This window comes from Lentzea waywayandensis, from assembly GCF_900115955.1.
Taxonomy (GTDB): Bacteria; Actinomycetota; Actinomycetes; order Mycobacteriales; family Pseudonocardiaceae; genus Lentzea; species Lentzea waywayandensis.
Genome location: NZ_FOYL01000001.1, coordinates 559,203 through 580,566, shown reverse-complemented (window position 1 = coordinate 580,566; position 21,364 = coordinate 559,203). Strand labels below are relative to the sequence as shown.

Genomic DNA, 21,364 nt, shown 5'->3' with positions numbered 1-21,364 from the left:
CATAACCGGGGTCACCGTTCCGATTCTACTTTTGGGGATGAAGCCATGACGCGCACACCCGAACAGATCGTCGACCACGTCCGCCGCATGGTGGCGGGGGAGGAGACGCACGGCCAGTTCGCCGACCTCTTCGCCGAGGACGGGGTCATGGCCTACCGCTTCCCGACGCACTTCCAGCCGGAGGAGATCAAGGGCCGCGAGGAGATCCGCGCCTACTTCAGTCAGGTCCGCGGCGCCTCCGTGCGGGACAGGATCGAGATCCAGAGCGTGGAAGCCCAGTGCTGGCGCACCAACGACCCCGACGTCGCGGTCGCCGAGATCACCCACCGCGGCTGGTCGAAGGTGAAGCAGGACTACTACACGTTCACCGCCGTCGCGATCCTCCACTTGCGCGACGGCGAGATCGTCCGCTACGACGACTACATGAACCCGTTGCTGCTGACCGAGTTGCTGGGCGTATGACCTTTGATCTGCCTGCTTGGTGCATCTCGGAGCTGGGGAGTCCGGTGTCCGAGGTGCGGTACGAGCGGGTGTCGATCTCCTCGGTCTTCGGCCTGCTGCTGGACGACGGCCGCGAGGTCTACGTGAAGGCCCGCGAGGACGACGGCCGAGCCGTGTCGTGCCTGGCCGCACAGGCTTCTTTGGCGGAGCGGGGGTTTCCGTGTCCCCGCCCGCTCACGCCGGTCGTGTTCGCGGACGGGCTGGCCGTGCACGCCGAGGAGTCGTTGCCCGGCGGGGAGATGCTGCTCGGCACTTCGCCTGACGTCGCCCGGCGCTACGCGGCCGTGTTCGCTTCGCTGATGGCCTTGCTGGCCGACGTGTCCGTCCCACCGCCGCTGCCGTCGCCGCGTTGGGCTCGTTGGGACCACAAGGATCCCGGTGTGTGGCCGGTGATCGACTTCCTCGACGCGCGGGACCAGAGCGTGGTGCCGCCGTTCGTCGTGGAGGTGGCTTCTCGGGTGCGTGCGCGGCTGCTGGCCACCGACCTGCCGTGCGTGCTGGGCCATGCCGACTTCGAGGCGCAGAACCTCCGCTGGCAGGACGGCGCGGTGCTGGCCGTGCACGACTGGGACAGCCTGGCGTGGCAACCGGAGGCGGCGTTGGTGGGCGCGGCCTCCGGGGCGTTCGCCAACGCTTCGCCGCCGAGCTGGGTGCCTTTGGAGAGTTCCCTGGCGTTCATCGAGACCTACCAGCAGGTCCGTGGGCGTGCGTTCTCCGTGGAGGAGATGGAGATCGCGTGGGCCGGGAGCATGTGGACCGCCGTGCACAACGCACGCTGGGAGGTGTTGCACGGCGATCCGACGCCGTCCGGTGACGCCGTGCGGGAGCAGGGTGCCGAACGTCTCCGGCTGGCGAACGCCTAGCCAGCCGCGCGCCGCCGACGTTCCGCCAGCACCGCCGACAGGTACGGATGCGGATGCGTGTACTCCAGGCGCGGCGACCGGATGGCGGCCCCGACGTCGTCCGACAGCCGCGACCCCAGATCCCACCGCGCCTGCTCGGTCAGCTCGTGATAGCGGCTCAGGTACTGCCGCGCCGCCAGCACCAGCTCGTCCGGCAGCTGCGACAGGTCCAGCCCGGACGCCCACTCGGCGAGCTGCGGCGGCATCGTGGCGAGTTCCACCTGCTGCTTCGGCACCCGCGTGTGGATCACGACAGTGCCCGCGAGGTAGTCGCCTACGCGCTTGCCCTGCGGGGAGAACAGGGACACGAACAGTGCGACGGCGCCGCCCATGCCCAGTGCCCAGAAGTCCACGAAGAAGCCGCCGAGCGCGCGCACCAGGGCGTGCCGGAAGCGGATGGCGCCGCCGTCGTCGCGCACCACGCGCAGGCCCATCACGAGCTTGCCCAGCGAACGGCCGCGGGACAGCGACTCGACGGCGGTGGGGTAGCCGACCAGGACCAGCACGGTCAGGGAGAGGGCGAGGGCCGTTTGCAGCGCGTCGTCGAAGCCGATCGGCACCAGCAGCGACACGAGCAGCAGCAGGCCGAACTGCACCGCGACGTCGAACGCGAACGCGACCGCCCTGCTGGCGAGCTGTGCGACGCGCAGGTCCAGAACTACGGCTTCACCGGTGACTAGGTCCCCCACGCGGATAGTGTGACTCATCGTGGATCTGGACGTGTTCATCGATCGCCACCGCGAGTCGTGGCACCGGCTCGAGAAGCTGGTCAAACGGTCCGGCCGGCTCAGCGGTGCCGAGGCCGACGAGCTGATCGAGCTCTACCAGCGCGTCACGACGCACCTGTCGATCGTGCGCAGCCAGACCCCGGACCCGGCCACAGTTGAACGGTTGTCGTCGCTGGTCGCGCAGGCTCGGTCGGCGCTGACGGGCACCCACACGCCGGCCTGGCGGGTCTTCACGCGCTTCTTCACACATCGGCTGCCCGCCGCCATCTACCTCGGCTGGCGCTGGTGGGTGCCGGCCGGTGTCGCGTTCTACCTGGTCACCGGCATCATCGCGGCGTGGATCGCCTCCAACCCGGACGTGCAGGCCGCCATCGCCGCGCCCGACGAACTGCGCGAGATGACCAAGGTCGGCGGCGGGTACGAGTCCTACTACTCCAGCGATCCCGCCGGGTCGTTCGCGGCGAAGGTGTGGACCAACAACGCCTGGATGACCGCCGCGTGCCTGTTGCTCGGCGTGCTGTTCGCGATTCCGCCGATCTACCTGCTCTTCACCAACGCCGTGAACGTCGCCGTGGGCATCGGACTGATGTTCGGTGCGGGGCGCGGTGAGTTGTTCCTCGGGCTGTTGGCGCCGCACGGGCTGTTGGAGCTCACGGCTGTGTTCGTGGCGGCGGGCATCGGCATGCGGCTCGGGTGGCAGGTGATCGACCCCGGCAAGCGCACGCGTGCCCAAGCCCTTGCCGCGGAAGGACGATCGGTCGTGGCCGTGGCACTCGGGCTGGTCGTGGTGCTGCTGGTCTCCGGGGTGCTGGAAGGGTTCGTGACGCCGTCCGGCCTGCCGACGTGGGCGCGCGTCGGCATCGGCGTGGTCGCGGAGGTGCTGTTCCTGTTGTACGTCTTCGTGATCGGACGCCGAGCGGCGCAGCAAGGCGAGACGGGCGACGTGGACGCGAGCGAGCGTGAGGACGTCACGCCCGTCGCCGTCTAAAGCTTGCCCGCGGCCTTCAACGAGAGATAGCGGTCCGCGAGAGCGCGTGGCAGGTCATCGGGCAGTGCGTCTACGACATCGACTCCGTGTCGTGCGAGCAAAGCGGTGAGACGACGCCGTTCGGCCAGAGTGCGCTCCGCGGCGGCAGCCGTGTAGACGGCCTCCAAATCGCCCCGTCCGGCGGCCATCGCGTGCACGGCCGGATCGGACACCGAGGCGATCAGCAGGTGGTGCCGTGAGGCCAGCGTCGGCAGCAGCGGCAACAGGCCGTGCTCGATCGACGGCTCCAGCGACGTCAGCAGCACGACCAGCGAACGGCGGCCGGCGCGGCGGAGGACCTCGGCCACGGCGGCACGGGCGTCGAACTCGACCAGCTCGGCTTCCAGCGGTCCCATCGCCTGCACCAGGACGGGCAACGTGGCGCGGGGGACCGAGGCGCGGACCTTGGTGCTGAACGCCAGGAAGTCCACCTGGTCGCGGGCCTGCGATGCCAGGGCGGACAACAACAGCGCGGCGTCCATCGACGTGTCCAGGCGCGGCAGGCCGCCCAGGGCGCCCTCCACCCGGCTCGCGGAGGTGCGGGCGGTGTCCAGCACGATCGTCACCTGACGGTCGCGTTCCGGGCGCCAGGTGCGCACCACCACGTCCGACGAACGAGCCGACGCACGCCAGTCGATAGAGCGCACGTCGTCGCCGATGACGTACGCGCGTAGTGAGTCGAACTCCGTGCCCGCGCCACGGATCAACGACGCGCGGCGGCCGTCCAGTTCGCGCAGGCGTTCCAGCAGGGGCGGGAGGTGGCGGCGGCTGTGGAACGGCGGCAGCGCGCGCACGGTCCACGGCACGACATGCGAGCCTTGCCGTGCCGCGATGCCCAACGGGCCGAGAGAACGCACGGTCACACGGTCCGCCGTGCGATCGCCGCGACGCACCGGCCGTAGCTCGAACGACAACGCACGCGAGCCACCAGCGGGCACATCAACCGCAACACGGTCGGCGACCACACCGGCAGAAGGCGTCCATGCGTCACGAAGAACGCCATGGAGCCGACGTCCGGGGTTGTGCACGGTCAGCTGAACAGAGCACAGCTCGCCCGTGCGCACAGAGGTCGACCCCGCGCGCGAGAACGTCAACGGCCGGACGCTGGCAGCCAACAACAGGTCGGCCGACACGCACAGCACAAGAACAGCGAACACGACGAGAATCCCTTGCCACGAAGGCAAGAAGAGTCCGACGACGAGAACCCCGATGAGCGCGAGCAGGCCCGCGCGGCCCGTGAGCGCCACGTCAGCGCGGCACCTGGACCGCGCCGAGCACGCCGTCCAGCACGCCGTCCGTCGTCACGCCCTCCAGTTCGGCCTCCGGACGCAGCTCCAGGCGGTGCCGCAGAGCAGGGCGGGCCAACGACTTCACGTCGTCCGGCGTCACGTAGTCACGGCCCGAGAGCCACGCCCACGCGCGTGCGGCGGCGAGCAGAGCCGTTGCACCACGCGGAGAAACGCCCAGACGGACAGCCGGAGACTGACGAGTCGCACGGCACACGTCCACGACGTACGCGATCACCTCAGGAGCCACGGTCAACGCGCGCACGGCCGCCCCGCCCGCCTCCAGGTGCGCGGCACTCGCCACCGGCTGCAACGAGGACAGGTCGCGCGGGTCGAAGCCGGAGGCGTGGCGCGTCAGCACGTCGATCTCGTGCTCCCGCGCGGGAATCGGCATCGTGACCTTGAGCAGGAACCGGTCCAGCTGCGCCTCGGGCAACGGGTAGGTGCCCTCGTACTCCACCGGGTTCTGCGTCGCCACGACGATGAACGGCGAGGGCAGCGGCCGGGTCTTGCCGTCGGCGGAGACCTGCCGTTCCTCCATCGCCTCCAGCAGCGCGGCCTGCGTCTTCGGCGGCGTCCGGTTGATCTCGTCGGCGAGCAGCAGGTTCGTGAAGACCGGGCCCTCGCGGAACGAGAACGCGGCGTTGTGCGAGTCGTAGACCAGCGAACCCGTCAGGTCGCCGGGCATCAGGTCCGGCGTGAACTGCACACGTGTCGTGGACAGGTCCAACGCGCGCGCAAGAGCACGCACGAGCAACGTCTTCGCGACGCCGGGTACGCCCTCCAACAGCACGTGTCCCTTGCACAGCAACGCGAGGATCAGCGACGTCACGGCGGCGTCGTTGCCCACCACGGCCTTGCCGATCTCCGCGCGCAACGCCACCAGCGCCGTGCGGGCTTCCTCGGTGGTGACCACAGCCGTCATCCCTTGCGCACCTCGTCCTCCAGAACGTCCAGATCAGTTGCCAGCGCGACCAGCCCCCGGTCGTCCACCGGCCCCTCGTCGTACAGCAGCGCCCGCACCGAGGCGACGGGACGCGAAGTCCTGCGGGCGATCTCCTCGGACGGATCGTCGCCCAACGGCACCCCCAGCAGCGGCGCCAACCGGTCGCGAGTCGCCTGGCGCAGCACTGAAGCAGCGTGCGAGGCGGCGTGCGACCGGCGATACAACCGAGCGCGGCCCTCCACGGTCTCGGCGGCGCGCACCACGACCGGAAGCCGTTCGGGCACCACGCGGCCGAGCCTGCGCGCCCGCCACAGTGCGATCAGCACGGCGGCGATGCCGAGCTGGAGCGCGGCGAACTTCCAGCCGTCCGGGACCAGGTCGGTCAGCGACTTCTGCTGGGACCTGTCCGCCGCCGACGGCACGTACCAGACCAGCCGTTCGTGCTGGCCCAGCAACGACAACGCGAGCGCCGCGTTGCCCTCCTCGTCGATGTCGCGGTTGGTGAAGATCCCGCCGTAGCCGATCATCGTCACGGTGCCGGTGCGTACCAGCGTCGAGTCGTAGCACCTCTGTTCGCCCTCGTAGACGAACCCGCCTGTGGTCGCCGCACCCGCCTTGGCCGCCAGCGGGCAGCCCGGTTGCCGGGTCTCCGGCTCCAGCCGGCCCACCCCGGTGGCGGGCGCGAGGAGCACGGTCGCGGAGGCCCGGCTGCTCAGGTCCGCGAGCCGTTCCGGGTCGATCAGGTTCGGCTGCGTCACGAACAGCGTCGCACCGTCCACAGCGGACGCGGTGTCGGTGAGCTCGACCCGCACGCCGTTCTGCTCCAGCAGATCGGCGACCGCGTGGCTGCCCTCCGGCCGGAACGAGCGGGGGTCGAACGACCCGCCCTCGCCGCTGCCGCGCACCAACGTGATCACGACGGCGGTGAAGAGGATGATCACGCCGATCAGCAGTGGCCCGCGCGCGGCCGTCCAGATCCGCCCGGCGTCGGGGGAGACCGCCGTCATCCGCTCACCTTGCCGTCCACGGAGACCAACGCCTGATACCCCTCCACCGTCGCGGGCCTGCCGCCGTACCAGACGTCGTCGAACTGCATCGCCGCGCCGCGCAGGTCGTCCGCGAGCACCGGAAGTGCCTGGCCCGCCTCGAAAGCGACCTCGTCCACGGTGCGGCCGGCCCGTGCGTCGAGCACGCCGCGTTGCTCCAGTTCGCGCACCACCGCGCGGAAGCGTTCGCGCACGGCCTCGGCCAGGTCACCGGCGGCCGCGGCCTTCTCGGCGGCGGCCCGGTGCTGCGCGGCGGTCAGGACGGTCGAACCGAACACCGTGCCGCCCGATCGCAGCACACGGCCTGTGCGCCCGACGCGGAGCCTGATGATGATCACGATCAGCACCGCCACGGCCACGATGATCGCGATCGCGGTGAACCCGCTCATGCCACCCGCCCCGGCGAAGAGCTCGCCGAGGCGGTCGAGGATCCAGTCGATGGCGCGTTGCAGCGGGTTCGGGTCGTCGGAGACGTACGCCGGGTCACTGAGCTCCCGGACGGCCGCCTCCCGAGCCTCGTCGCGGCCGAGATCTACCGGTACGTCAGATACCGCCATGCCCTGCGGCCCGCTGGAGTTCGATGTCCATGCCCTCGGAACGCATCCGGCGGTCGACGTAGAGCAGCACGGTCACCGCGGAGCTGAACGGCAGCGTGATCGTCGAGGCGATGATCGCGCCGATGGTCGACAGGATCAGCGAGCCGATGCTCAGCGCCGCCGTGGGGTCGGACGAGAAACCGGTCGTCGCCGCGCCCAGCAGGCCGAACGGCAGGCTGATGATCCAGCTGATCACCCAGCCGATCACGACGGTGAGCAGCAGGATGCCGAACGTCCGCCACCAGGCGCCGTCCACGAGCTTCTTCGACCGGCCGAACGCGGTGGTGACGCCGCAGCGCTCCAGCACCAGCGCGGGCGTGACCAGCGCGAACAACACCCACAGCCAGACGCCGGGCACGATGCAGAGGATCAGGCCGACGGTGATCACGAGACCGGAGAGCAGCGTCGCGCCGAGCAGCGGGAGCAGCCGCGGCTTGAACTCCTCCCACGCCTGCGCGAACGTGACCGGCTTGCCCAGCACGGCGTGGCCCACGATGACGGTGATGAAGCCCGACAGGAACACGGTGCCGAGCAGCAGCAGGAAGACGCTGAGCAGCGTGCCGGTGAGGAAACCGGTGATGGCGCTGGTGAACTGGTCGATCGCCTGTTCCTGCGTCACCGAGTTCGGGTCGAGCGTCACGACGGCGGTGAGGTCGTCCAGGAACGGCAGCTGCACCAGCAGGCCGAGGATCTGCGTGACCGCGGCGACGATGGCGGCCGCGCCGATGATCAGCTTCGGGTAGCGGCGCATCGTCGTGATGGCGCCGTCGACGATCTCACCGACCGCCAGCGGGCGCAGCGGGATCACGCCGGGCTTGATCGTCGGTCCCGCTCCGGGCGGCGGAGGGGCGTTGTAGCCGGGCTGCTGGCCGTACTGAGGCGGCTGCTGCCCCGGCTGCTGCGGCTGGTTCGATGGCTGGTCCGGTGAGGACCAGCCGGGCGTTTCGGACATCTCGGCTACCCCCGGTCGTGGTGTGAGCGGCATCCTGCCAGATCAGCACCACCGCCACTGGCGAACGCGATCACGAAACGAGCTCGGTCCGCGCCTTGGCCGGTGTCGTGCGCCGCATGCCTGCGCTGACGCACCGTTTGACCACCTGCGGCTGTTCGCGCATCAGCCGCAACCCGCGCCTGACCAGCGTCGGCACCGGCTTGCGGGCCTCGGCGACGTCGCGGGCGAACCGGCGCACGAACGTGACCGGCGGACTCGGCGCGAGCACGATCGCGTCCCGTAGCACCCCCGCCTCCCGCGCGCCCTGGACCAGCAGGTCCGCGAACAGCCCCTCCGCGATGAACGCGGGCGCGTCGCCGAGCTCGATCGTCTGCGTGCCGACCGCGCGGTCCTCGCTGATCGAGTAGACCGGCGCCTCGACCCGGCCGTTGTCCGACAGCTCGATGATCGCCTGGAGCGCCTTGTCCGCGTTCCACGAGCCGATGTCGTCCCAGTCGGCCCTGCCGTGCTCGTCGCGGGGCAGCAGCGGGTCGTCGCCGTCGCGGTAGAAGTCGTCCAGGCGCAGCACGGGCCAGCCGAGGTGGGCGGCGAGTGTCGACTTGCCTGAGCCGGAGGGTCCGGCGAGCAGCACGGCACGAGGGATGGGCACGGAACGCGATCCTCGCACATGACTTAGGCTCGAACGCATGAGCGAAGGTCTGTTCGACGAGGGCCTCTTCGGCGCGTCCGACGAGGAGAAGGCCGAGCGCATCGCGGCCAACGCCCCGCTGGCCGTGCGGATGCGTCCGGTCACGCTGGACGAGGTCGTCGGCCAGGACCACCTGCTCGGGCCGGGCGCCCCGTTGCGCCGCCTGGTCGAGGGCGCCACACCGGCGTCCGTGATGCTCTACGGCCCTCCCGGCACCGGCAAGACGACTCTCGCGACGCTGGTGTCGAAGGCGACCGGACGCCGGTTCGTCGCTCTGTCGGCCCTGTCGGCCGGAGTCAAGGAGGTGCGGGCGGTCATCGACGAGGCCCGGCGCCGCCTGGTCCGCTCCGGTGAGTCGACCGTCCTGTTCATCGACGAGGTGCACCGGTTCTCCAAGACGCAGCAGGACGCCCTGCTGGGCGCGGTCGAGGACCGGATCGTGCTGCTCGTCGCGGCCACCACGGAGAACCCGTTCTTCTCGGTCGTGTCGCCCTTGCTGTCGCGTTCGCTCGTGTTGCAGCTCAAGTCGTTGACCGACGACGGCGTGCGCTCGGTCATCAAGCGCGCGGTGTCCGACGAACGCGGCCTGGGTGGTTCCGTCGTGCTGGAACCCGAGGCCGAGGACCACCTGATCCGCCTGGCCGGTGGCGACGCCCGCCGGTCGCTCACGGCGCTGGAGGCGGCGGCGGACTCGGCGCTGGCGTCGAACGAGGGCGTGATCACGCTGTCGCTGCTGGAGTCCACTGTGGACAAGGCGGCGGTGCGCTACGACCGCGACGGCGACCAGCACTACGACGTGACCTCGGCGTTCATCAAGTCGATCCGCGGCTCGGACGTCGACGCGGCCCTGCACTACCTCGCGCGGATGATCGAGGCGGGGGAGGACCCCCGCTTCATCGCGCGCCGGCTGGTGATCCACGCCAGCGAGGACATCGGCATGGCCGACCCGACGGCGCTGCAGACGTGCGTGGCGGCGGCTCAGGCCGTGCAGCTCATCGGCCTGCCCGAATGCACCCTGAACCTCGCGCAGGCCACGATCCACCTCGCCACCGCGCCGAAGTCGAACGCCGTCACCACCGCGATCTCCGCTGCCGTCGAGGACGTCCGCAAGGGCGCCATCGGTTCCGTGCCCGCACATCTGCGCGATGGCCACTACGCGGGCGCGGCGAAGCTGGGCAACGCCCAGGGCTACCGGTATCCGCACGACGTGCCGGAGGGCGTGCTGACGCAGCAGTACGCGCCGGACGACCTGGTGGGGCGCGACTACTACGAGCCGACCGGGCGCGGCAACGAACGCGCTGTGGCGGAGCGGTTGCCCCGGCTGCGCCGGGTGATCCGGGGCGAGTAGCCCGCGTGGCGTTGCTCTGTTCGGACTAGTATCCGGTCGCGTTGGGTGACTACGCGTACACCGGGGGCGACGATGACAGATCCTGACCGGATCCTCGCGAACTACGAGGGGACGCTCGCCGAGGCACAACGCCGCAGCGACGCGATTCGCGAGACGCTGGCGACGTTGCGGGTGACCGAACGCAGCGCGGACGGCCAGATCTCGGTGACGGTGAACGACGCCGGCAACCTGGTGGACCTCCGGCTCGGCAACGCCTTGCAGCGCAAGGACGGCGACACGGTCGGCCGCGAGGTGCTGCGGGTCGTGCAGGCCGCGCAGGGACGTGTCGCGTCGACGGTGCAGGAGGCCATGACGCCGTTGATGGGCGCGGACTCCGAGGCGATGCACATGATGATGGACAAGCTCCGCAGCGCTGCGCCGCCCGTCGAGCCCGAACGCCCGTCGTGGGGCCCGCCGCAGTCCGCCCTCGGCCAGATCGAGGACGACCACCCGCCGGTCCCGCGCCCGCCCCGCGCACCCCGTCCGCCCGAGGAGGACGAGGACTTCGGCGACGGCGGGTACCTGCGATGAACCACGCCAGCGACGAAGCCGAGATGAAGGCGCACCTGGGCAAGCTCGACGACATCGGCGCCCGCATCAACACCGCGGTCACGTCCGCGAACGCGACCATGGACGCGACGGCGTTCGGCCTGCTGGGCATGCCGCTCGCGGGCATCTGCGCGGGCGCGTCGGCCCTGGCCGCCAACGCCATCGAGAAGGCCTCGGACTCGGCGGTCGCGCACTACCGCGAGTTCGCCGACATGGCGCTGCACATCAAGTCGAACGAACAAGCCCAGGCCACGAACCTCGACGGGACGCACCGGAAATGACGAACCCGCTGAAAGTCGCAGGCGAACAGACCAAGGCGACCGAGGGCCTCGGCCTGGCGCACGACGCCGCCGAGACGTTCTCCGCCATCAGCCAGGGCAACTGGGCCGAGGGCCTGATGAACGCGGCGGGCGGCGCGACGGGGGTGGCGGGCTTCCTGGCGGACCCGCTCGCGGGCCTGATCGGCGCGGGCTTCGGCTGGCTGATCGAGCACGTCCCGTTCCTGCGGGAGCCGCTCGACTGGCTCACCGGCGACCAGCAACAGCTCGACTCGATGTCGAAGACGTGGGGCAACATCGCCAACCACGTCGAACAGGTCTCCACCGACCTCAGGCAGTGGGTGAAGACCGACACCGGCCAGTGGACCGGCGAGGAGTTCCGGGCGTACGAGCGGTTCGGTGTCGACAAGGCCGACACGTACGGCTCCGTCGCGACCGGCGCGCAGGGCATCTCCGTGCTCGTCAACGTCTGCAAGACCATCCTCAACGTGGTGCGGGGCATCGTCCGCGACCTGATCTCCGAAGCCGTCGGCAAACTGATCAGCATCTGCATTCGGTGGGCCCCGGCCATGGCCGCGTTCGGTGCGGGTGTCGCGGGCGCGATCGCGGAATGCACCGCCACGGCCGTCAAATACGCGAACAAGGCCCTGGGCTGGTGCAAGAAGCTCTCCAAGGCGTTCAGCAACGCCACCGGCCTGTTCGGCAAGCTGGAGAACGTCTTCCAGGGTGCCATGAACGCACTGACCAAGCTCTCCAGCGGTGCGCGCAGCGGGGTGACGAACTTCTACGTGGCGAACGCCATCGTCAGCAAGGCGACCAACCTGGACGCGGTGAAGCACGGGGTGAGCGAGGCGAAGAAGCACGTCGTGGACGGGGTGAAGTCCGCGCCCGCCGACTCCGTGCCGAAGCTGGGTGTCGACCTGGGCAAGGAGGCGGGCAAGGTGTTCGACAGTCAGTCGGGCGATCTGTTCGACTCGGAGCCCGAACAGAAGCAGGGTGGATGAAGCTCCTCGGATTCCTGTTCGTCTTCTTCGTGATGCCGCCGCTCGGGTACCTCACGGCGGCCACGGTCTGGACCCACCTGGGCGACCAGATCGAAGCCGGCGGCACCAGCACCCTCGTCGGGGTGGCGAGGTCGTGCGAGCGGCAGGACCCGATCACGCTGACCGGTGGCTTCAAGGCCTGGTACATCTGCCAGGTCGACGTCAGCGCGCGCGGCGGGCCGTCACGCACGATGGAGTCGCGGGGCTTTCTCACCCCCGACCACATCGGTGTCCCGGTTCCGGTCGCCACCACGCACAACGGCCGGAACCTGGTGGCCGACTCCGACACCAAGCGCTACCCGAACCTCGCCGGGCTCGCGCTGGCCGGGACCGTCATCGGCTGGATCCTGCTGATGGCCGCGATGCTGTGGTCGTTGAGCCGCAAGCACATGCCGAAGAAATCCGTCGGGCGATCGGGAAGCATCGCGTAGCTTCGGCGAGGTGACGATCAGAGAAGACTTCCTGACCACCGCCCGCATCGCCCTGGACCTGCTGCGCCACCAGCAGGTCGCGCTGAACTGGGACCAGCCCAGCGCCCTGCCGGAGTTCGGGGTCAGCGGCCTCGCCGGGCACGTCGCCTACCAGGTCCTGCCGCTGCCGGGCATGATCGGGACGCCGGTCGGTGACGAGCCGGTCGTCAGCCTGATGGAGCACTACGAGCGCGCGAAGTGGACCGATCTGGACGTCGACTCCGAGTTCCACACCCGCATCCGGGCGGGCGGCGAGAAGCTCGCGGCGGAGGGGCAGGCGGCCCTGTGCGACCGGTTCGAGCAGACCCTCGAAGAACTCGCCAAGACGTTGCCGGGGCAGGAGAACCGGGGCGTCCGGATGCCGCACTGGGGGCCGTGGGCGGTGCCACTGGACGAGTACCTGGTCAGCCGCTTGATGGAGTTCGTCGTGCACTCCGACGACCTCGCGGTGAGCGTCGGGCTGGAGACGCCCGAGTTCCCGCGCCCCGTCAACGAGACCGTCATCGACCTGCTGACCCGCATGGCGCTCAACAAGCATCGCGCGATCGACGTCGTGCGCGCGCTCAGTCGTAAGGAACGCGCACCGCAGGACATCACCGCGTTCTAACGACGGCACACCATCAGCAGTGCGAGCTTGCCCGGCAGCATGATCTCGTCCGCCGCCACGAACCCGCCTGCCTCGAACGACCTGATGGCGCGGGTGTTGCGCACGTCCGGTTCCAGCACGATCCGGGTGCAGTGCGGGTCGGCCTCGAACAGCGCGTCGGTGAGCCGGGGGAGCAGCGACCGCACGAGTCCGCGGTCGGTCATGGCCAGGTCGCCGACCGCGAGGTTCAGCCCCAGGTCGTGCGGCCGCGCCTGGTAGCAACGGGCGACGGCGTGCCTGGCCGCTCGGTAGACCTCGGCGTAGATCACCGGGCGGCCGTGCCAGCTGATCAGCAACGGCCGGTCGTCGTCGCCCGCCAGCTGCTCTTCCAGCCGGCGTTCCCACTGCGGCAGCGTCCACGCCTGCCGCCAGAACGCCGCCACGTGCGGTGCCTGGTTCCAGCGGTGCACGAGGTGCAGGTCGTAGCCGTCCGCACGGGCGACGCGGGCGTCCCACGGCATCGACAGGTCCGGAACGGGCGGTGGGCCCGCGGTGATCTGGAGCCGATAGGAGTCCAGGTGCGACACCGGCTTCACTTGGCCTCCTGCACGGTCAACTTAGGGTTGCCTAACTTCACGCGGTGCAAGGCCGAGCTGTCAAGCCCTGTGTGACGGGTATTTCACAGGCTGTGACGGCCAGGAGTCAATGAGTGGTCCGTTCCAATTGGCTGTGCGTAGGTTGATCGTCATGCCGGAGACCCAGCGAGAGCCGGTGCCGCGCGTCGACACGGGCGAGCTCGACGTCGCGCACGCGTTCCTCGAGTTCCAGCGCCACTGTGTGCTCAAGAAGGCCGAGGGGCTGACCGACGAGGAGCTGCGGCGGCCGATGGTCGCCAGCGGCACGTCGATCCTCGGCCTGATCCAGCACCTGGCCGAAGCCGAGCGCTACTGGTTCGGGTACCACCTCGCGGGCGCCGAGTGGTCCGCGGACACCGAGTTCGGCATGACGGTGCCCGCCGACCGCGACGCGGCGACGGTGATCGCGGACTACCGCGCGGCGATGGCCGGCAGCGACGGGGCGATCGAGGCCGCCGGCCATCCCGAGGCGGTGATGGTGACCCCGGTCGAAGGCGTGTCGAAGACGCTGCGCTGGGTCCTCGCGCACATGACCACCGAGACCGCCCGGCACGCGGGCCACGCCGACATCATCCGGGAGCAGATCGACGGCGCCACGGGGCGTTGAAGATCAACAAATGGTGCCCCTCGGTCGGGTGTCGGACCTACCCGGTAATCTCACCCGCAACCAAGCCCGAACGCCTGTTCACCAGGAGGATCCGTGTCGCCAGGGTGGCTCGCCGCCGGTGCCTTCGTGCTGCTCGTGCTCATCGTGGGGATCGTGGCGATCAAGGCGGCGCGTTTCTTCGACGAGGCCACGGTCGCGATGCGCAAGGCCCACGAGAACACGGACCCGTTGTTCGTCGAGGCCAACACGACGCTCACGCACGTGAACACGCAGCTTGAGCGCGTCGACGGCATCACGGCCAACGCGCGCGCCGTCACCGGCAACGTCTCCGCGCTCACCAGCCTGTTCACCGCCACGCTCGGCGGGCCGCTGGTCAAGGCCGCCGCGCTGTCCTACGGCGTGAGCAAGGCCGTCAAGGCCCGCCGCAAGGCCGCCGAGCAGCCGAACAAGCACGCCAAGCGCCGCCCGAAGCGGGGTGCGAAGTGAGCCGCCTCTTCTGGTTCGGGCTGGGCGCCGCGGCGGGGCTGTTCGCCGCGAAGAAGGCCGCCGAGGTCGCAAAGCAGGCGACTCCGGCCGGGATCGGCACTAACGTGGGTGAAGGCCTGCGTGAGCTCGCCGGCGCCATCGGTTCCTTCGGGGCCGAGGTGCGCGCGGGAATGGCCGAACGGGAACAGGAGTTGCAGGACACCGTGGAACGTCAGACGGGATTCACGCCAGGGCGCCGAGCGCCCAGGGCGAACGGGAAGCACTGACACACCGTTCGCCTCGTGACCATGCCCTGACAATCCCCAGCAACACACAAGGACTCCCGTGCAGACCCACGAGATCATCAAGCGTTTCCGCGAGCACTTCGAGAAGGCCGGGCACAAGTACATCCCCAGCGCCTCGCTGCTGCTCGACGACCCCAACCTGCTGTTCGTCAACGCCGGCATGGTGCCCTTCAAGCCGTACTTCCTCGGTGAGGCCCCGCCGCCCGCCCCGCGGATGACGAGCATCCAGAAGTGCGTGCGCACGCCGGACATCGACGAGGTCGGCAAGACCACGCGCCACCTCACGTTCTTCCAGATGGCCGGCAACTTCTCGCTCGGCGACTACTTCAAGGAAGACGCCATCCGGCTGGCCTGGGAGCTGATCACCAACTCCCAGTCCGACGGCGGCTACGGCTTCGACCCCGAGCGCATCTGGGTGACGGTCTACCTGGACGACGACGAGGCCATCGAGCTGTGGCAGAAGGTCGCCGGCATGCCGCTGGAGCGCATCCAGCGCCGCGGCGTCGAGGACAACTTCTGGTCGATGGGCGTCCCCGGCCCGTGCGGCCCGTGCTCGGAGATCTACTACGACCGCGGCCCCGAGTACGGCAAGGAGGGCGGCCCGGTAGTCGACGAGGACAGGTACCTGGAGATCTGGAACCTCGTCTTCATGCAGAACATCCGCGGCGAGGGTGGTGCCAAGAAGGACTACCCGGTCATCGGTGAGCTGCCGTCGAAGAACATCGACACCGGCATGGGCGTCGAGCGCGTCGCCTACCTGTTGCAGGGCGTCGACAACGTCTACGAGACCGACCTGGTCCGCGCCGTCATCACCAGGGCCGAGGAGCTGTCCGGCCGCAAGTACGGCGCCAACGAGGTCGACGACATCCGCTTCCGCGTCATCGCCGACCACGCCCGCAGCGGTGTGCTGCTGGTCGGCGACGGCGTCACGCCCGGCAACGAGGCCCGCGGCTACGTGCTGCGCCGCCTGCTGCGCCGCATCGTGCGCAGCAGCCGCCTGCTCGGCGTGAACGAGCCGGTGCTCCAGCAGTTCGCCGAGGTCGTCCGCGACTCGATGGGCGAGGCCTACCCCGAGCTGGTCAGCGGGTTCGCCCGCATCCAGCAGGTGCTCAAGGCCGAGGAGGACACGTTCCTGCGCACGCTCGACGCCGGTTCGCGGATCTTCGAGGGTGCCGCCGCCGAGGTGAAGTCCGACGGCCGCGCCACGCTGCCCGGTGACAAGGCCTTCCAGCTGCACGACACGTACGGCTTCCCGATCGACCTCACGCTGGAGATGGCCTCCGAGGCCGGCCTGTCGGTCGACGAGGACGGCTTCCGCAAGCTGATGGCCGAGCAGCGCGCCCGCGCCAAGGCCGACGCCGCCGGCAAGAAGACCGGCCACGGCGACCAGTCGGTGTACCGCGAGCTGCTGGAGCAGGGCCCGACCGAGTTCACCGGCTACACCGAGCTCGCCTCCGAGGCCACGCTGCGCGGCATCGTGCTGAACGGTGCTCGGGTGAAGTCGGCTCGCGAGGGCGACATCGTCGAGGTCGTGCTGGACCGCACGCCGCTCTACGCCGAGTCCGGTGGCCAGGAGTCCGACGCCGGCACGATCGTCACCGCCAACGCCGAGCTGGAAGTGCTCGACGTGCAGAAGGTCGCCCGCAAGCTGTGGGTGCACCAGGTGCGCGTCCGCTCCGGCGAGGTCAGCGAGGGCGAACACGTCGAGGCCCGGGTCGACCCGGAGTGGCGAGTCGGTGCCCGTCAGGGCCACTCCGGCACGCACGTCGTGCACGCCGCCCTGCGGCACGTGCTCGGCCCGTCGGCCCTGCAGAGCGGTTCGTACAACAAGCCCGGCTACCTGCGTCTCGACTTCGCCTGGACCGGTGGCCTGTCCGCCGAGGCCAAGAGCGAGATCGAGGAGGTCTCGAACCTCGCCGTGCGCAGGGACCTGCCGGTCAGCATCGTCTACACGGACATGGCCGGTGCCCAGGAGCTGGGTGCCGTCGCCCTGTTCGGCGAGACCTACGACGAGACCGTGCGCGTCATCGAGATCGGTGGCGAGTGGTCTCGCGAGCTGTGCGGTGGCACCCACGTCGAGCACTCGTCGCAGATCGGCCCGATCACCCTGCTGGGTGAGTCTTCGGTCGGTTCCGGCGTGCGCCGCCTGGAGGCCTACGTCGGCATCGAGGCCATGCGGTTCCTGGCCAAGGAACGCGCCATCGTGCAGAACCTCTCCGACATGCTCAAGGTCGGTTCCGAGGGCCTGCCCGAGCGGATCGAGTCGCTGGTCGAGCGCCTGAAGTCCGCCGAGAAGGAGCTCGAGAAGGTCCGCGCCGCCGAGCTGCTGGGCAACGCCGGGTCGCTGGCCGACAAGGCCCTCGACATCCGCGGCCTGTCGCTCGTGGCCCTGGGCCTGGAGGGCGTGTCGGGCAACGACCTGCGCACCCTCGGCGGCGAGGTCCGCAACCGCCTGGGCAGCAAGCCCGGTGTGGTGGCCCTGTTCTCGGTCGACGGCGACAAGGTCAGCTTCGTGGTGGCCACCACGGCCGCCGCCCGCGACCTGGGTCTCGCCGCCGGCAAGCTCGTCCCGGTGTTCGGCCCGGCCATCGCCGCCCGCGGTGGAGGCAAGCCGGACCTGGCCCAGGGCGGCGGCACCAACCCTGCCGGCGTTCCCGACGCCATCACGGCCCTCACGAACGAACTGGACAAGGTGCTTGAACAGCGCTGATTCCACTGATGTCGGCGACCCGGGCCTCGGCAGGAGGCTCGGCGTCGACGTCGGATCGGTTCGCGTGGGAATTTCCCTCAGCGATCCATCGGCATTTCTGGCCACTCCGCTGGTTACCCTCCAGCGTGACGAGAAGCGCGGCTCGGACCTCACCGAGCTCGTACGTCTCGTGGCCGAACATGACGTCGTTGAGGTCGTGGTCGGCTTACCGAAGACATTGGCCGGTCGGCACGGCCCCGCAGCGGAGTCGGCGACCGCGTACGCTGCGGCCCTGGCCGACCGCATCGCTCCGGTGCCGGTACGCCTGAGTGACGAAAGACTGACGACGGTTGTGGTGAGCCGAGTGCTGGCACAGCGCGGTGTGAAGGGCAAGAAGCAGCGTGCCGTGGTCGACCAGGCTGCCGCTGTCGAGATCCTGCAGTCTTGGCTGGACGCACGGGCACGGGTTGTGTCCGCCCGAAAGGACGAGGTGTGAGCGGCGACGATCTCGGGTTGTTCACCGACCCCGAAGCGGACGAGCGACGTCCGCTGAAGCGTGACCGCAGCCGGGACAACGCCCGTGCCAAAGCGAAGAAGCGCAAGAAGACGGTCCTCTGGCTCGTCGTGGCGCTGATCCTCGCGGTCGGCATGGGCGGCGCCTACTACGGCTACCGCGAACTGCGCGGCATCGGCTCGTTCGAGGACTTCGCGGGTACCGGCGAGGCCGACGCCATCGTCGAGGTCCAGGACGGCGACGTGGTCAGCAAGATCGCGTCGACCCTGTACGACAACGGCGTCATCGCCTCCGCGCGCGCCTTCGTCGAGGCCAGCAAGACCGACGCCCGTGTGACGTCGATCCAGCCCGGCTTCTACCTCATGAAGACGAAGATGTCGGGTCAGAACGCCGTGGCCCGCATGATCGACCCGAAGACCCGCGTTCCGGCCGTCCAGGTCGTCGGTGGCCTCAAGCTCACCGACATCCAGGCCAACGGCAAGACCGTGAAGGGCATCTACTCCCTGCTGGCCGACGCGAGCTGTACGGAGAAGGACGGCGCGAAGGTCTGCCTGACCGGCGACGAGATCAAGGCCGCCGCCGAGCAGACCGACCCGGTCGCCCTCGGTGTGCCGGACTGGGCGCTCGCCGACGTGAAGCGCGCCGAGCCGCAGTACCGCCTCGAAGGCCTGATCATGCGCGGCGTCTACCAGGTCAAACCGGGTGTCAGCGCGGTCGAGCTGCTCCGCGGCGTCATCGTGTCCTCCTCGCAGAAGCTCCAGGGCGCGGGCATCCCCGGCGGCACCATGAACACCGGCTTCCGTCCCTACGAGGTGCTGGTCATCGCCTCGTTGATCGAGAAGGAAGCCATCGAGAAGGACTTCACCAAGGTCTCGCAGGTCATCTACAACCGCATCAAGAAGCCGATGCCCCTGCAGTTCGACTCGACCATCAACTACAAGAACAACCAGCCCCACATCCGCACGTCCGACGCGGACCGCGAGGCGCAGGGGCCGTACAACACCTACATCAACCAGAATCTGACGCCGACCCCGATCGGCTCGCCGTCGCAGCAGGCGATCGCCGCCGCGATCAAGCCAGAGGGCGGCGACATCCTGTACTTCGTGAAGTGCCAGACGGACGGCACGTCGTGCTTCGCGACCACGTTCGAGGAGCACAACGCGAACGACCAGAAGGCTCAGAAGGACGGCGTCTACTAGTGGTGCGCAAGGCCGCGGTGATCGGTTCGCCGATCGAGCACTCGCTTTCTCCGGTGCTGCACAACGCCGCGTACGCCGCCCTGGGCCTCGACTGGGAGTACACGCGCCTGGAGTGCTCCGAGGCAGAAGTTCCCGCTCTGGTCGCCTCGTTGGGGCCGGAGTGGGTCGGCCTGTCCTGCACGATGCCCACCAAACGGGCCGCGCTGGCGTTCGCGTCCGTCGTGACCGCGCGGGCTTCGGCGGTGGGGGCGGCGAACACGTTGGTGCGCAACGGTTCCGAGTGGTACGCGGACTGCACCGATGTGGACGGTGTGGTGGGTGCGTTGCGGGAGAAGGGGTTCTCCGGCGGCTCACACGGCGTAGTGCTGGGTGCCGGCGGCACGGCCACGGCCGCTCTGGCCGGGTTCGCCGCACTCGGGATCACCTCTGCTTCCCTTGTGGTGCGCGATCCTTCGCGTGCGGGAGAGGCCCTGGAGACCGCGTCCAGGGTCGGCCTCACCGTCGAGGTCCTGGAACTGTCCTCTGTGGACCTCGGCGTGCTGGCCGGCGCGTCGGACGTGCTGGTGTCGACGGTGCCCGCCGAGGCCACCGTGCCGCTGGCCGCCGACCTGGCCCGTGCGCCCTACGTGTTGGACGTGATCTACCACCCGTGGCCCACGCCGGTCGCCGCGGCCGTGGAGGCGTCCGGAGCGCGACTGGCCACCGGGCTGGACATGTTGCTGCACCAGGCTTTCGGGCAGGTGGAGCAGTTCACCGGCAAGCCCGCGCCGCAGGACGTCATGCGGTCAGCGCTCGACGCCGCCCTCGCGGCCCGCGCGTAACTTTCGTCTTGATCTTCGGCTGTTCGATTCCGGTGTGCGCCGGGCCTGTGGTTGCCTACCGCTGACTCGTTGGCTGTGGACGATGTGCCACTCGGCCGGAGCCATCGCATGCCGGTGTTCCTCACCTTGGGAGGGCCGGTCGGTGGGACGCACGGCCTACGGCCGCCGGTGCGTCCCGCCTCTTTCCAGGATGACCTGGTGGAGCGCGCCTTCCTGGCGCTGGAGGCAGCGGCGTCCGGTGTCTTCCACGACGGCGCGCGCGTGACGGACGGTCATCTCACCAACGAGCCGGACTTGCTCTACGACCGTTGACGTCACTTCGATCCCGCGGCGACCAGCTTCGCGCTGACGGGGGCGAGCTCGGCGGCCAGCTCGTCCAGTTCGGCGGGGGAGAGGGCCTCGTAGGGCGCCGCGGCGAGCTCGTCGGTGAGGGTCTCGATGCCTTGCTGGGTCTCGCGGCCGGCGTCGGTGAAGTGGCCGTCGGCGTCGATGAGACCGCGCTCGCGCAAGCCGTCCATCACCGCGGCCAGCCGCTTCTTCGGCAGGTGGTGGATGCGCCCGAACGTCTCCGCCGGGTGGATGCCCATCGCCAGCGCGGAGAGCACGTGGGCCTCGGTGCCGCCGATCCGGGCGCCGACGAGAGCGGCGACGTGCCCGTCACCGCGGTGCTCGCGCAGCATGGTCGCGGAGTGCCACAGGCGGGCGACCGGGTCACCCGGCACCGCGACGGTGCGCATCCCGGCGTACATCACCCGGCCCGCCGTGGGCGCGCTCGTCGCCGCCTTGGTGGTCAGGTCGGCGGCGCGCACCAGGCCGGGAGAGTCAGCCAGCTCGCCGAGGATCCGCCGCAGGGAGGCCGCGCTGCCCCGTTCCCGCGCGGCGAGCGACTCCTCGGGCGGGATCGTCTCCCAGGCGCTGGGGATGTGCCGCGCGGCCTCCCCGGCGGCGAAGCTGTAGAACGCCGCGTGCACGATCTCCGCCGGAACCAGTCCCAGCGGCGCGGCACGGCTCGCGAAGTAGCCGTCCCAGTAGGTGCGGTGGCCGAGCGCGGCCAGTTCATCGCCGCACTCGTCGGCGAAGAAGGTCACCAGGCAGATCGGCTCCAGGAGCTCGAACATGCGACGGGCGGTGTGAGCCATGACCG

The 21,364-nt window shown here is 69.8% G+C and carries 25 protein-coding genes; 16 read left to right on the top strand and 9 right to left on the bottom strand.

Going from position 1 to position 21,364, the window contains the following annotated elements:
• Positions 1 to 45: 45 nt before the first annotated feature.
• A complete protein-coding gene (locus tag BM417_RS02730) occupies positions 46 to 462 on the top strand; it encodes a nuclear transport factor 2 family protein (protein ID WP_093588114.1) in 417 nt (138 codons plus the stop codon).
• Between the two features lie 44 nt (positions 463 to 506).
• Complete coding sequence (locus tag BM417_RS02725; protein WP_322788932.1) at positions 507 to 1,364, top strand: phosphotransferase; 858 nt, start codon at positions 507 to 509, stop codon at positions 1,362 to 1,364.
• On the opposite strand, the gene BM417_RS02720 is transcribed toward BM417_RS02725, so the two are convergent.
• Positions 1,361 to 2,092 (bottom strand): RDD family protein, encoded by a 732-nt coding sequence (locus BM417_RS02720; protein WP_245821634.1) that lies wholly within the window; start codon positions 2,090 to 2,092, stop codon positions 1,361 to 1,363. The two genes, BM417_RS02725 and BM417_RS02720, sit on opposite strands and share 4 nt — an antisense overlap.
• Positions 2,093 to 2,111: 19 nt before the next feature.
• Here BM417_RS02720 and BM417_RS02715 point away from each other — a divergent pair, with 19 nt between their 5' ends.
• The gene (locus tag BM417_RS02715) at positions 2,112 to 3,119 is read left to right on the top strand and encodes a stage II sporulation protein M (RefSeq protein ID WP_093588111.1); all 1,008 of its coding nucleotides are present in this window, start codon (positions 2,112 to 2,114) and stop codon (positions 3,117 to 3,119) included.
• Here BM417_RS02715 and BM417_RS02710 read toward each other — a convergent pair.
• The 6 genes from BM417_RS02710 to BM417_RS02685 form a co-directional block, all read right to left on the bottom strand.
• Entirely contained in the window at positions 3,116 to 4,405 is a 1,290-nt protein-coding gene (locus BM417_RS02710; RefSeq protein ID WP_093588110.1) for a DUF58 domain-containing protein, read from the bottom strand. The two genes, BM417_RS02715 and BM417_RS02710, sit on opposite strands and share 4 nt — an antisense overlap.
• A 1-nt stretch (position 4,406) precedes the next feature.
• Positions 4,407 to 5,369 (bottom strand): AAA family ATPase, encoded by a 963-nt coding sequence (locus BM417_RS02705; protein ID WP_093588109.1) that lies wholly within the window; start codon positions 5,367 to 5,369, stop codon positions 4,407 to 4,409.
• Positions 5,366 to 6,397: a DUF4350 domain-containing protein gene (locus BM417_RS02700; protein ID WP_093588108.1), complete on the bottom strand. Its 1,032-nt coding sequence runs from the start codon at positions 6,395 to 6,397 to the stop codon at positions 5,366 to 5,368. The genes BM417_RS02705 and BM417_RS02700 overlap by 4 nt, the downstream gene beginning before the upstream one ends.
• Positions 6,394 to 6,993: a DUF4129 domain-containing protein gene (locus BM417_RS02695; protein ID WP_093588107.1), complete on the bottom strand. Its 600-nt coding sequence runs from the start codon at positions 6,991 to 6,993 to the stop codon at positions 6,394 to 6,396. Before BM417_RS02695 ends, BM417_RS02700 begins: the two co-directional genes overlap by 4 nt.
• Positions 6,980 to 7,984: a hypothetical protein gene (locus BM417_RS02690; RefSeq protein ID WP_093588106.1), complete on the bottom strand. Its 1,005-nt coding sequence runs from the start codon at positions 7,982 to 7,984 to the stop codon at positions 6,980 to 6,982. The genes BM417_RS02695 and BM417_RS02690 overlap by 14 nt, the downstream gene beginning before the upstream one ends.
• Positions 7,985 to 8,054: 70 nt before the next feature.
• Positions 8,055 to 8,633 carry a uridine kinase family protein gene (locus BM417_RS02685; RefSeq protein WP_245821633.1) on the bottom strand — a complete coding sequence of 193 codons (579 nt, stop codon included), beginning with the start codon at positions 8,631 to 8,633 and terminating at the stop codon, positions 8,055 to 8,057.
• 37 nt (positions 8,634 to 8,670) lie between these two features.
• On the opposite strand from BM417_RS02685, the gene BM417_RS02680 reads away from it, so the two are divergent.
• The 6 genes from BM417_RS02680 (at position 8,671) to BM417_RS02655 (ending at position 13,006) form a co-directional block, all read left to right on the top strand.
• Positions 8,671 to 10,020: a replication-associated recombination protein A gene (locus BM417_RS02680; protein WP_093588104.1), complete on the top strand. Its 1,350-nt coding sequence runs from the start codon at positions 8,671 to 8,673 to the stop codon at positions 10,018 to 10,020.
• Between the two features lie 72 nt (positions 10,021 to 10,092).
• The gene (locus BM417_RS02675; RefSeq protein ID WP_093588103.1) at positions 10,093 to 10,590 is read left to right on the top strand and encodes a YbaB/EbfC family nucleoid-associated protein; all 498 of its coding nucleotides are present in this window, start codon (positions 10,093 to 10,095) and stop codon (positions 10,588 to 10,590) included.
• The gene (locus tag BM417_RS02670; RefSeq protein WP_093588102.1) at positions 10,587 to 10,889 is read left to right on the top strand and encodes a hypothetical protein; all 303 of its coding nucleotides are present in this window, start codon (positions 10,587 to 10,589) and stop codon (positions 10,887 to 10,889) included. Before BM417_RS02675 ends, BM417_RS02670 begins: the two co-directional genes overlap by 4 nt.
• Positions 10,886 to 11,890, top strand: a complete 1,005-nt coding sequence (locus BM417_RS02665) for a hypothetical protein (protein WP_093588101.1) — start codon at positions 10,886 to 10,888, stop codon at positions 11,888 to 11,890. The genes BM417_RS02670 and BM417_RS02665 overlap by 4 nt, the downstream gene beginning before the upstream one ends.
• On the top strand, positions 11,887 to 12,360 hold the full coding sequence (locus BM417_RS02660; RefSeq protein ID WP_093588100.1) for a DUF6346 domain-containing protein: 474 nt from the start codon (positions 11,887 to 11,889) through the stop codon (positions 12,358 to 12,360). The genes BM417_RS02665 and BM417_RS02660 overlap by 4 nt, the downstream gene beginning before the upstream one ends.
• A gap of 10 nt (positions 12,361 to 12,370) precedes the next feature.
• On the top strand, positions 12,371 to 13,006 hold the full coding sequence (locus tag BM417_RS02655) for a maleylpyruvate isomerase N-terminal domain-containing protein (RefSeq protein ID WP_093588099.1): 636 nt from the start codon (positions 12,371 to 12,373) through the stop codon (positions 13,004 to 13,006).
• Here the strand turns inward: BM417_RS02655 and BM417_RS02650 are convergent.
• The gene (locus tag BM417_RS02650) at positions 13,003 to 13,581 is read right to left on the bottom strand and encodes a GNAT family N-acetyltransferase (RefSeq protein WP_093588098.1); all 579 of its coding nucleotides are present in this window, start codon (positions 13,579 to 13,581) and stop codon (positions 13,003 to 13,005) included. The two genes, BM417_RS02655 and BM417_RS02650, sit on opposite strands and share 4 nt — an antisense overlap.
• 151 nt (positions 13,582 to 13,732) lie before the next feature.
• Between BM417_RS02650 and BM417_RS02645 the strand changes: the two genes are divergently transcribed.
• The 7 genes from BM417_RS02645 to BM417_RS02615 all read left to right on the top strand — a co-directional run bounded on the left by BM417_RS02645 (position 13,733) and on the right by BM417_RS02615 (position 20,220).
• Positions 13,733 to 14,227, top strand: a complete 495-nt coding sequence (locus BM417_RS02645; RefSeq protein ID WP_093588097.1) for a DinB family protein — start codon at positions 13,733 to 13,735, stop codon at positions 14,225 to 14,227.
• Positions 14,228 to 14,320: 93 nt separating this feature from the next.
• Positions 14,321 to 14,713 (top strand): DUF948 domain-containing protein, encoded by a 393-nt coding sequence (locus tag BM417_RS02640; RefSeq protein WP_093588096.1) that lies wholly within the window; start codon positions 14,321 to 14,323, stop codon positions 14,711 to 14,713.
• Positions 14,710 to 14,979: a hypothetical protein gene (locus BM417_RS02635; protein ID WP_093588095.1), complete on the top strand. Its 270-nt coding sequence runs from the start codon at positions 14,710 to 14,712 to the stop codon at positions 14,977 to 14,979. Before BM417_RS02640 ends, BM417_RS02635 begins: the two co-directional genes overlap by 4 nt.
• A 58-nt stretch (positions 14,980 to 15,037) precedes the next feature.
• A complete protein-coding gene (alaS, locus tag BM417_RS02630; RefSeq protein ID WP_093588094.1) occupies positions 15,038 to 17,707 on the top strand; it encodes an alanine--tRNA ligase in 2,670 nt (889 codons plus the stop codon).
• A complete protein-coding gene (gene ruvX / locus BM417_RS02625) occupies positions 17,694 to 18,182 on the top strand; it encodes a Holliday junction resolvase RuvX (RefSeq protein ID WP_093588093.1) in 489 nt (162 codons plus the stop codon). The genes alaS and ruvX overlap by 14 nt, the downstream gene beginning before the upstream one ends.
• Positions 18,179 to 19,399, top strand: a complete 1,221-nt coding sequence (gene mltG, locus BM417_RS02620; RefSeq protein ID WP_093588092.1) for an endolytic transglycosylase MltG — start codon at positions 18,179 to 18,181, stop codon at positions 19,397 to 19,399. Before ruvX ends, mltG begins: the two co-directional genes overlap by 4 nt.
• Before the next feature lie 2 nt (positions 19,400 to 19,401).
• The gene (locus BM417_RS02615; protein ID WP_281251281.1) at positions 19,402 to 20,220 is read left to right on the top strand and encodes a shikimate dehydrogenase; all 819 of its coding nucleotides are present in this window, start codon (positions 19,402 to 19,404) and stop codon (positions 20,218 to 20,220) included.
• Between the two features lie 314 nt (positions 20,221 to 20,534).
• On the opposite strand, the gene BM417_RS02605 is transcribed toward BM417_RS02615, so the two are convergent.
• Positions 20,535 to 21,359: an SCO6745 family protein gene (locus tag BM417_RS02605; RefSeq protein WP_093588555.1), complete on the bottom strand. Its 825-nt coding sequence runs from the start codon at positions 21,357 to 21,359 to the stop codon at positions 20,535 to 20,537.
• Between the last annotated feature and the right edge of the window lie 5 nt (positions 21,360 to 21,364).

Excerpts from the sequence above, each read along its gene's own strand:
- BM417_RS02680 (WP_093588104.1), top strand. The coding sequence starts at position 8,671 with ATGAGCGAAGGTCTGTTCGACGAGGGCCTCTTCGGCGCGTCCGACGAG.
- BM417_RS02605 (WP_093588555.1), bottom strand. The coding sequence starts at position 21,359 with ATGGCTCACACCGCCCGTCGCATGTTCGAGCTCCTGGAGCCGATCTGC.
- BM417_RS02700 (WP_093588108.1), bottom strand. The coding sequence starts at position 6,397 with ATGACGGCGGTCTCCCCCGACGCCGGGCGGATCTGGACGGCCGCGCGC.
- BM417_RS02705 (WP_093588109.1), bottom strand. The coding sequence starts at position 5,369 with ATGACGGCTGTGGTCACCACCGAGGAAGCCCGCACGGCGCTGGTGGCG.
- BM417_RS02675 (WP_093588103.1), top strand. The coding sequence starts at position 10,093 with ATGACAGATCCTGACCGGATCCTCGCGAACTACGAGGGGACGCTCGCC.
- BM417_RS02690 (WP_093588106.1), bottom strand. The coding sequence starts at position 7,984 with ATGTCCGAAACGCCCGGCTGGTCCTCACCGGACCAGCCATCGAACCAG.
- BM417_RS02645 (WP_093588097.1), top strand. The coding sequence starts at position 13,733 with ATGCCGGAGACCCAGCGAGAGCCGGTGCCGCGCGTCGACACGGGCGAG.
- BM417_RS02695 (WP_093588107.1), bottom strand. The coding sequence starts at position 6,993 with ATGGCGGTATCTGACGTACCGGTAGATCTCGGCCGCGACGAGGCTCGG.
- BM417_RS02670 (WP_093588102.1), top strand. The coding sequence starts at position 10,587 with ATGAACCACGCCAGCGACGAAGCCGAGATGAAGGCGCACCTGGGCAAG.
- BM417_RS02730 (WP_093588114.1), top strand. The coding sequence starts at position 46 with ATGACGCGCACACCCGAACAGATCGTCGACCACGTCCGCCGCATGGTG.
- BM417_RS02665 (WP_093588101.1), top strand. The coding sequence starts at position 10,886 with ATGACGAACCCGCTGAAAGTCGCAGGCGAACAGACCAAGGCGACCGAG.
- BM417_RS02660 (WP_093588100.1), top strand. The coding sequence starts at position 11,887 with ATGAAGCTCCTCGGATTCCTGTTCGTCTTCTTCGTGATGCCGCCGCTC.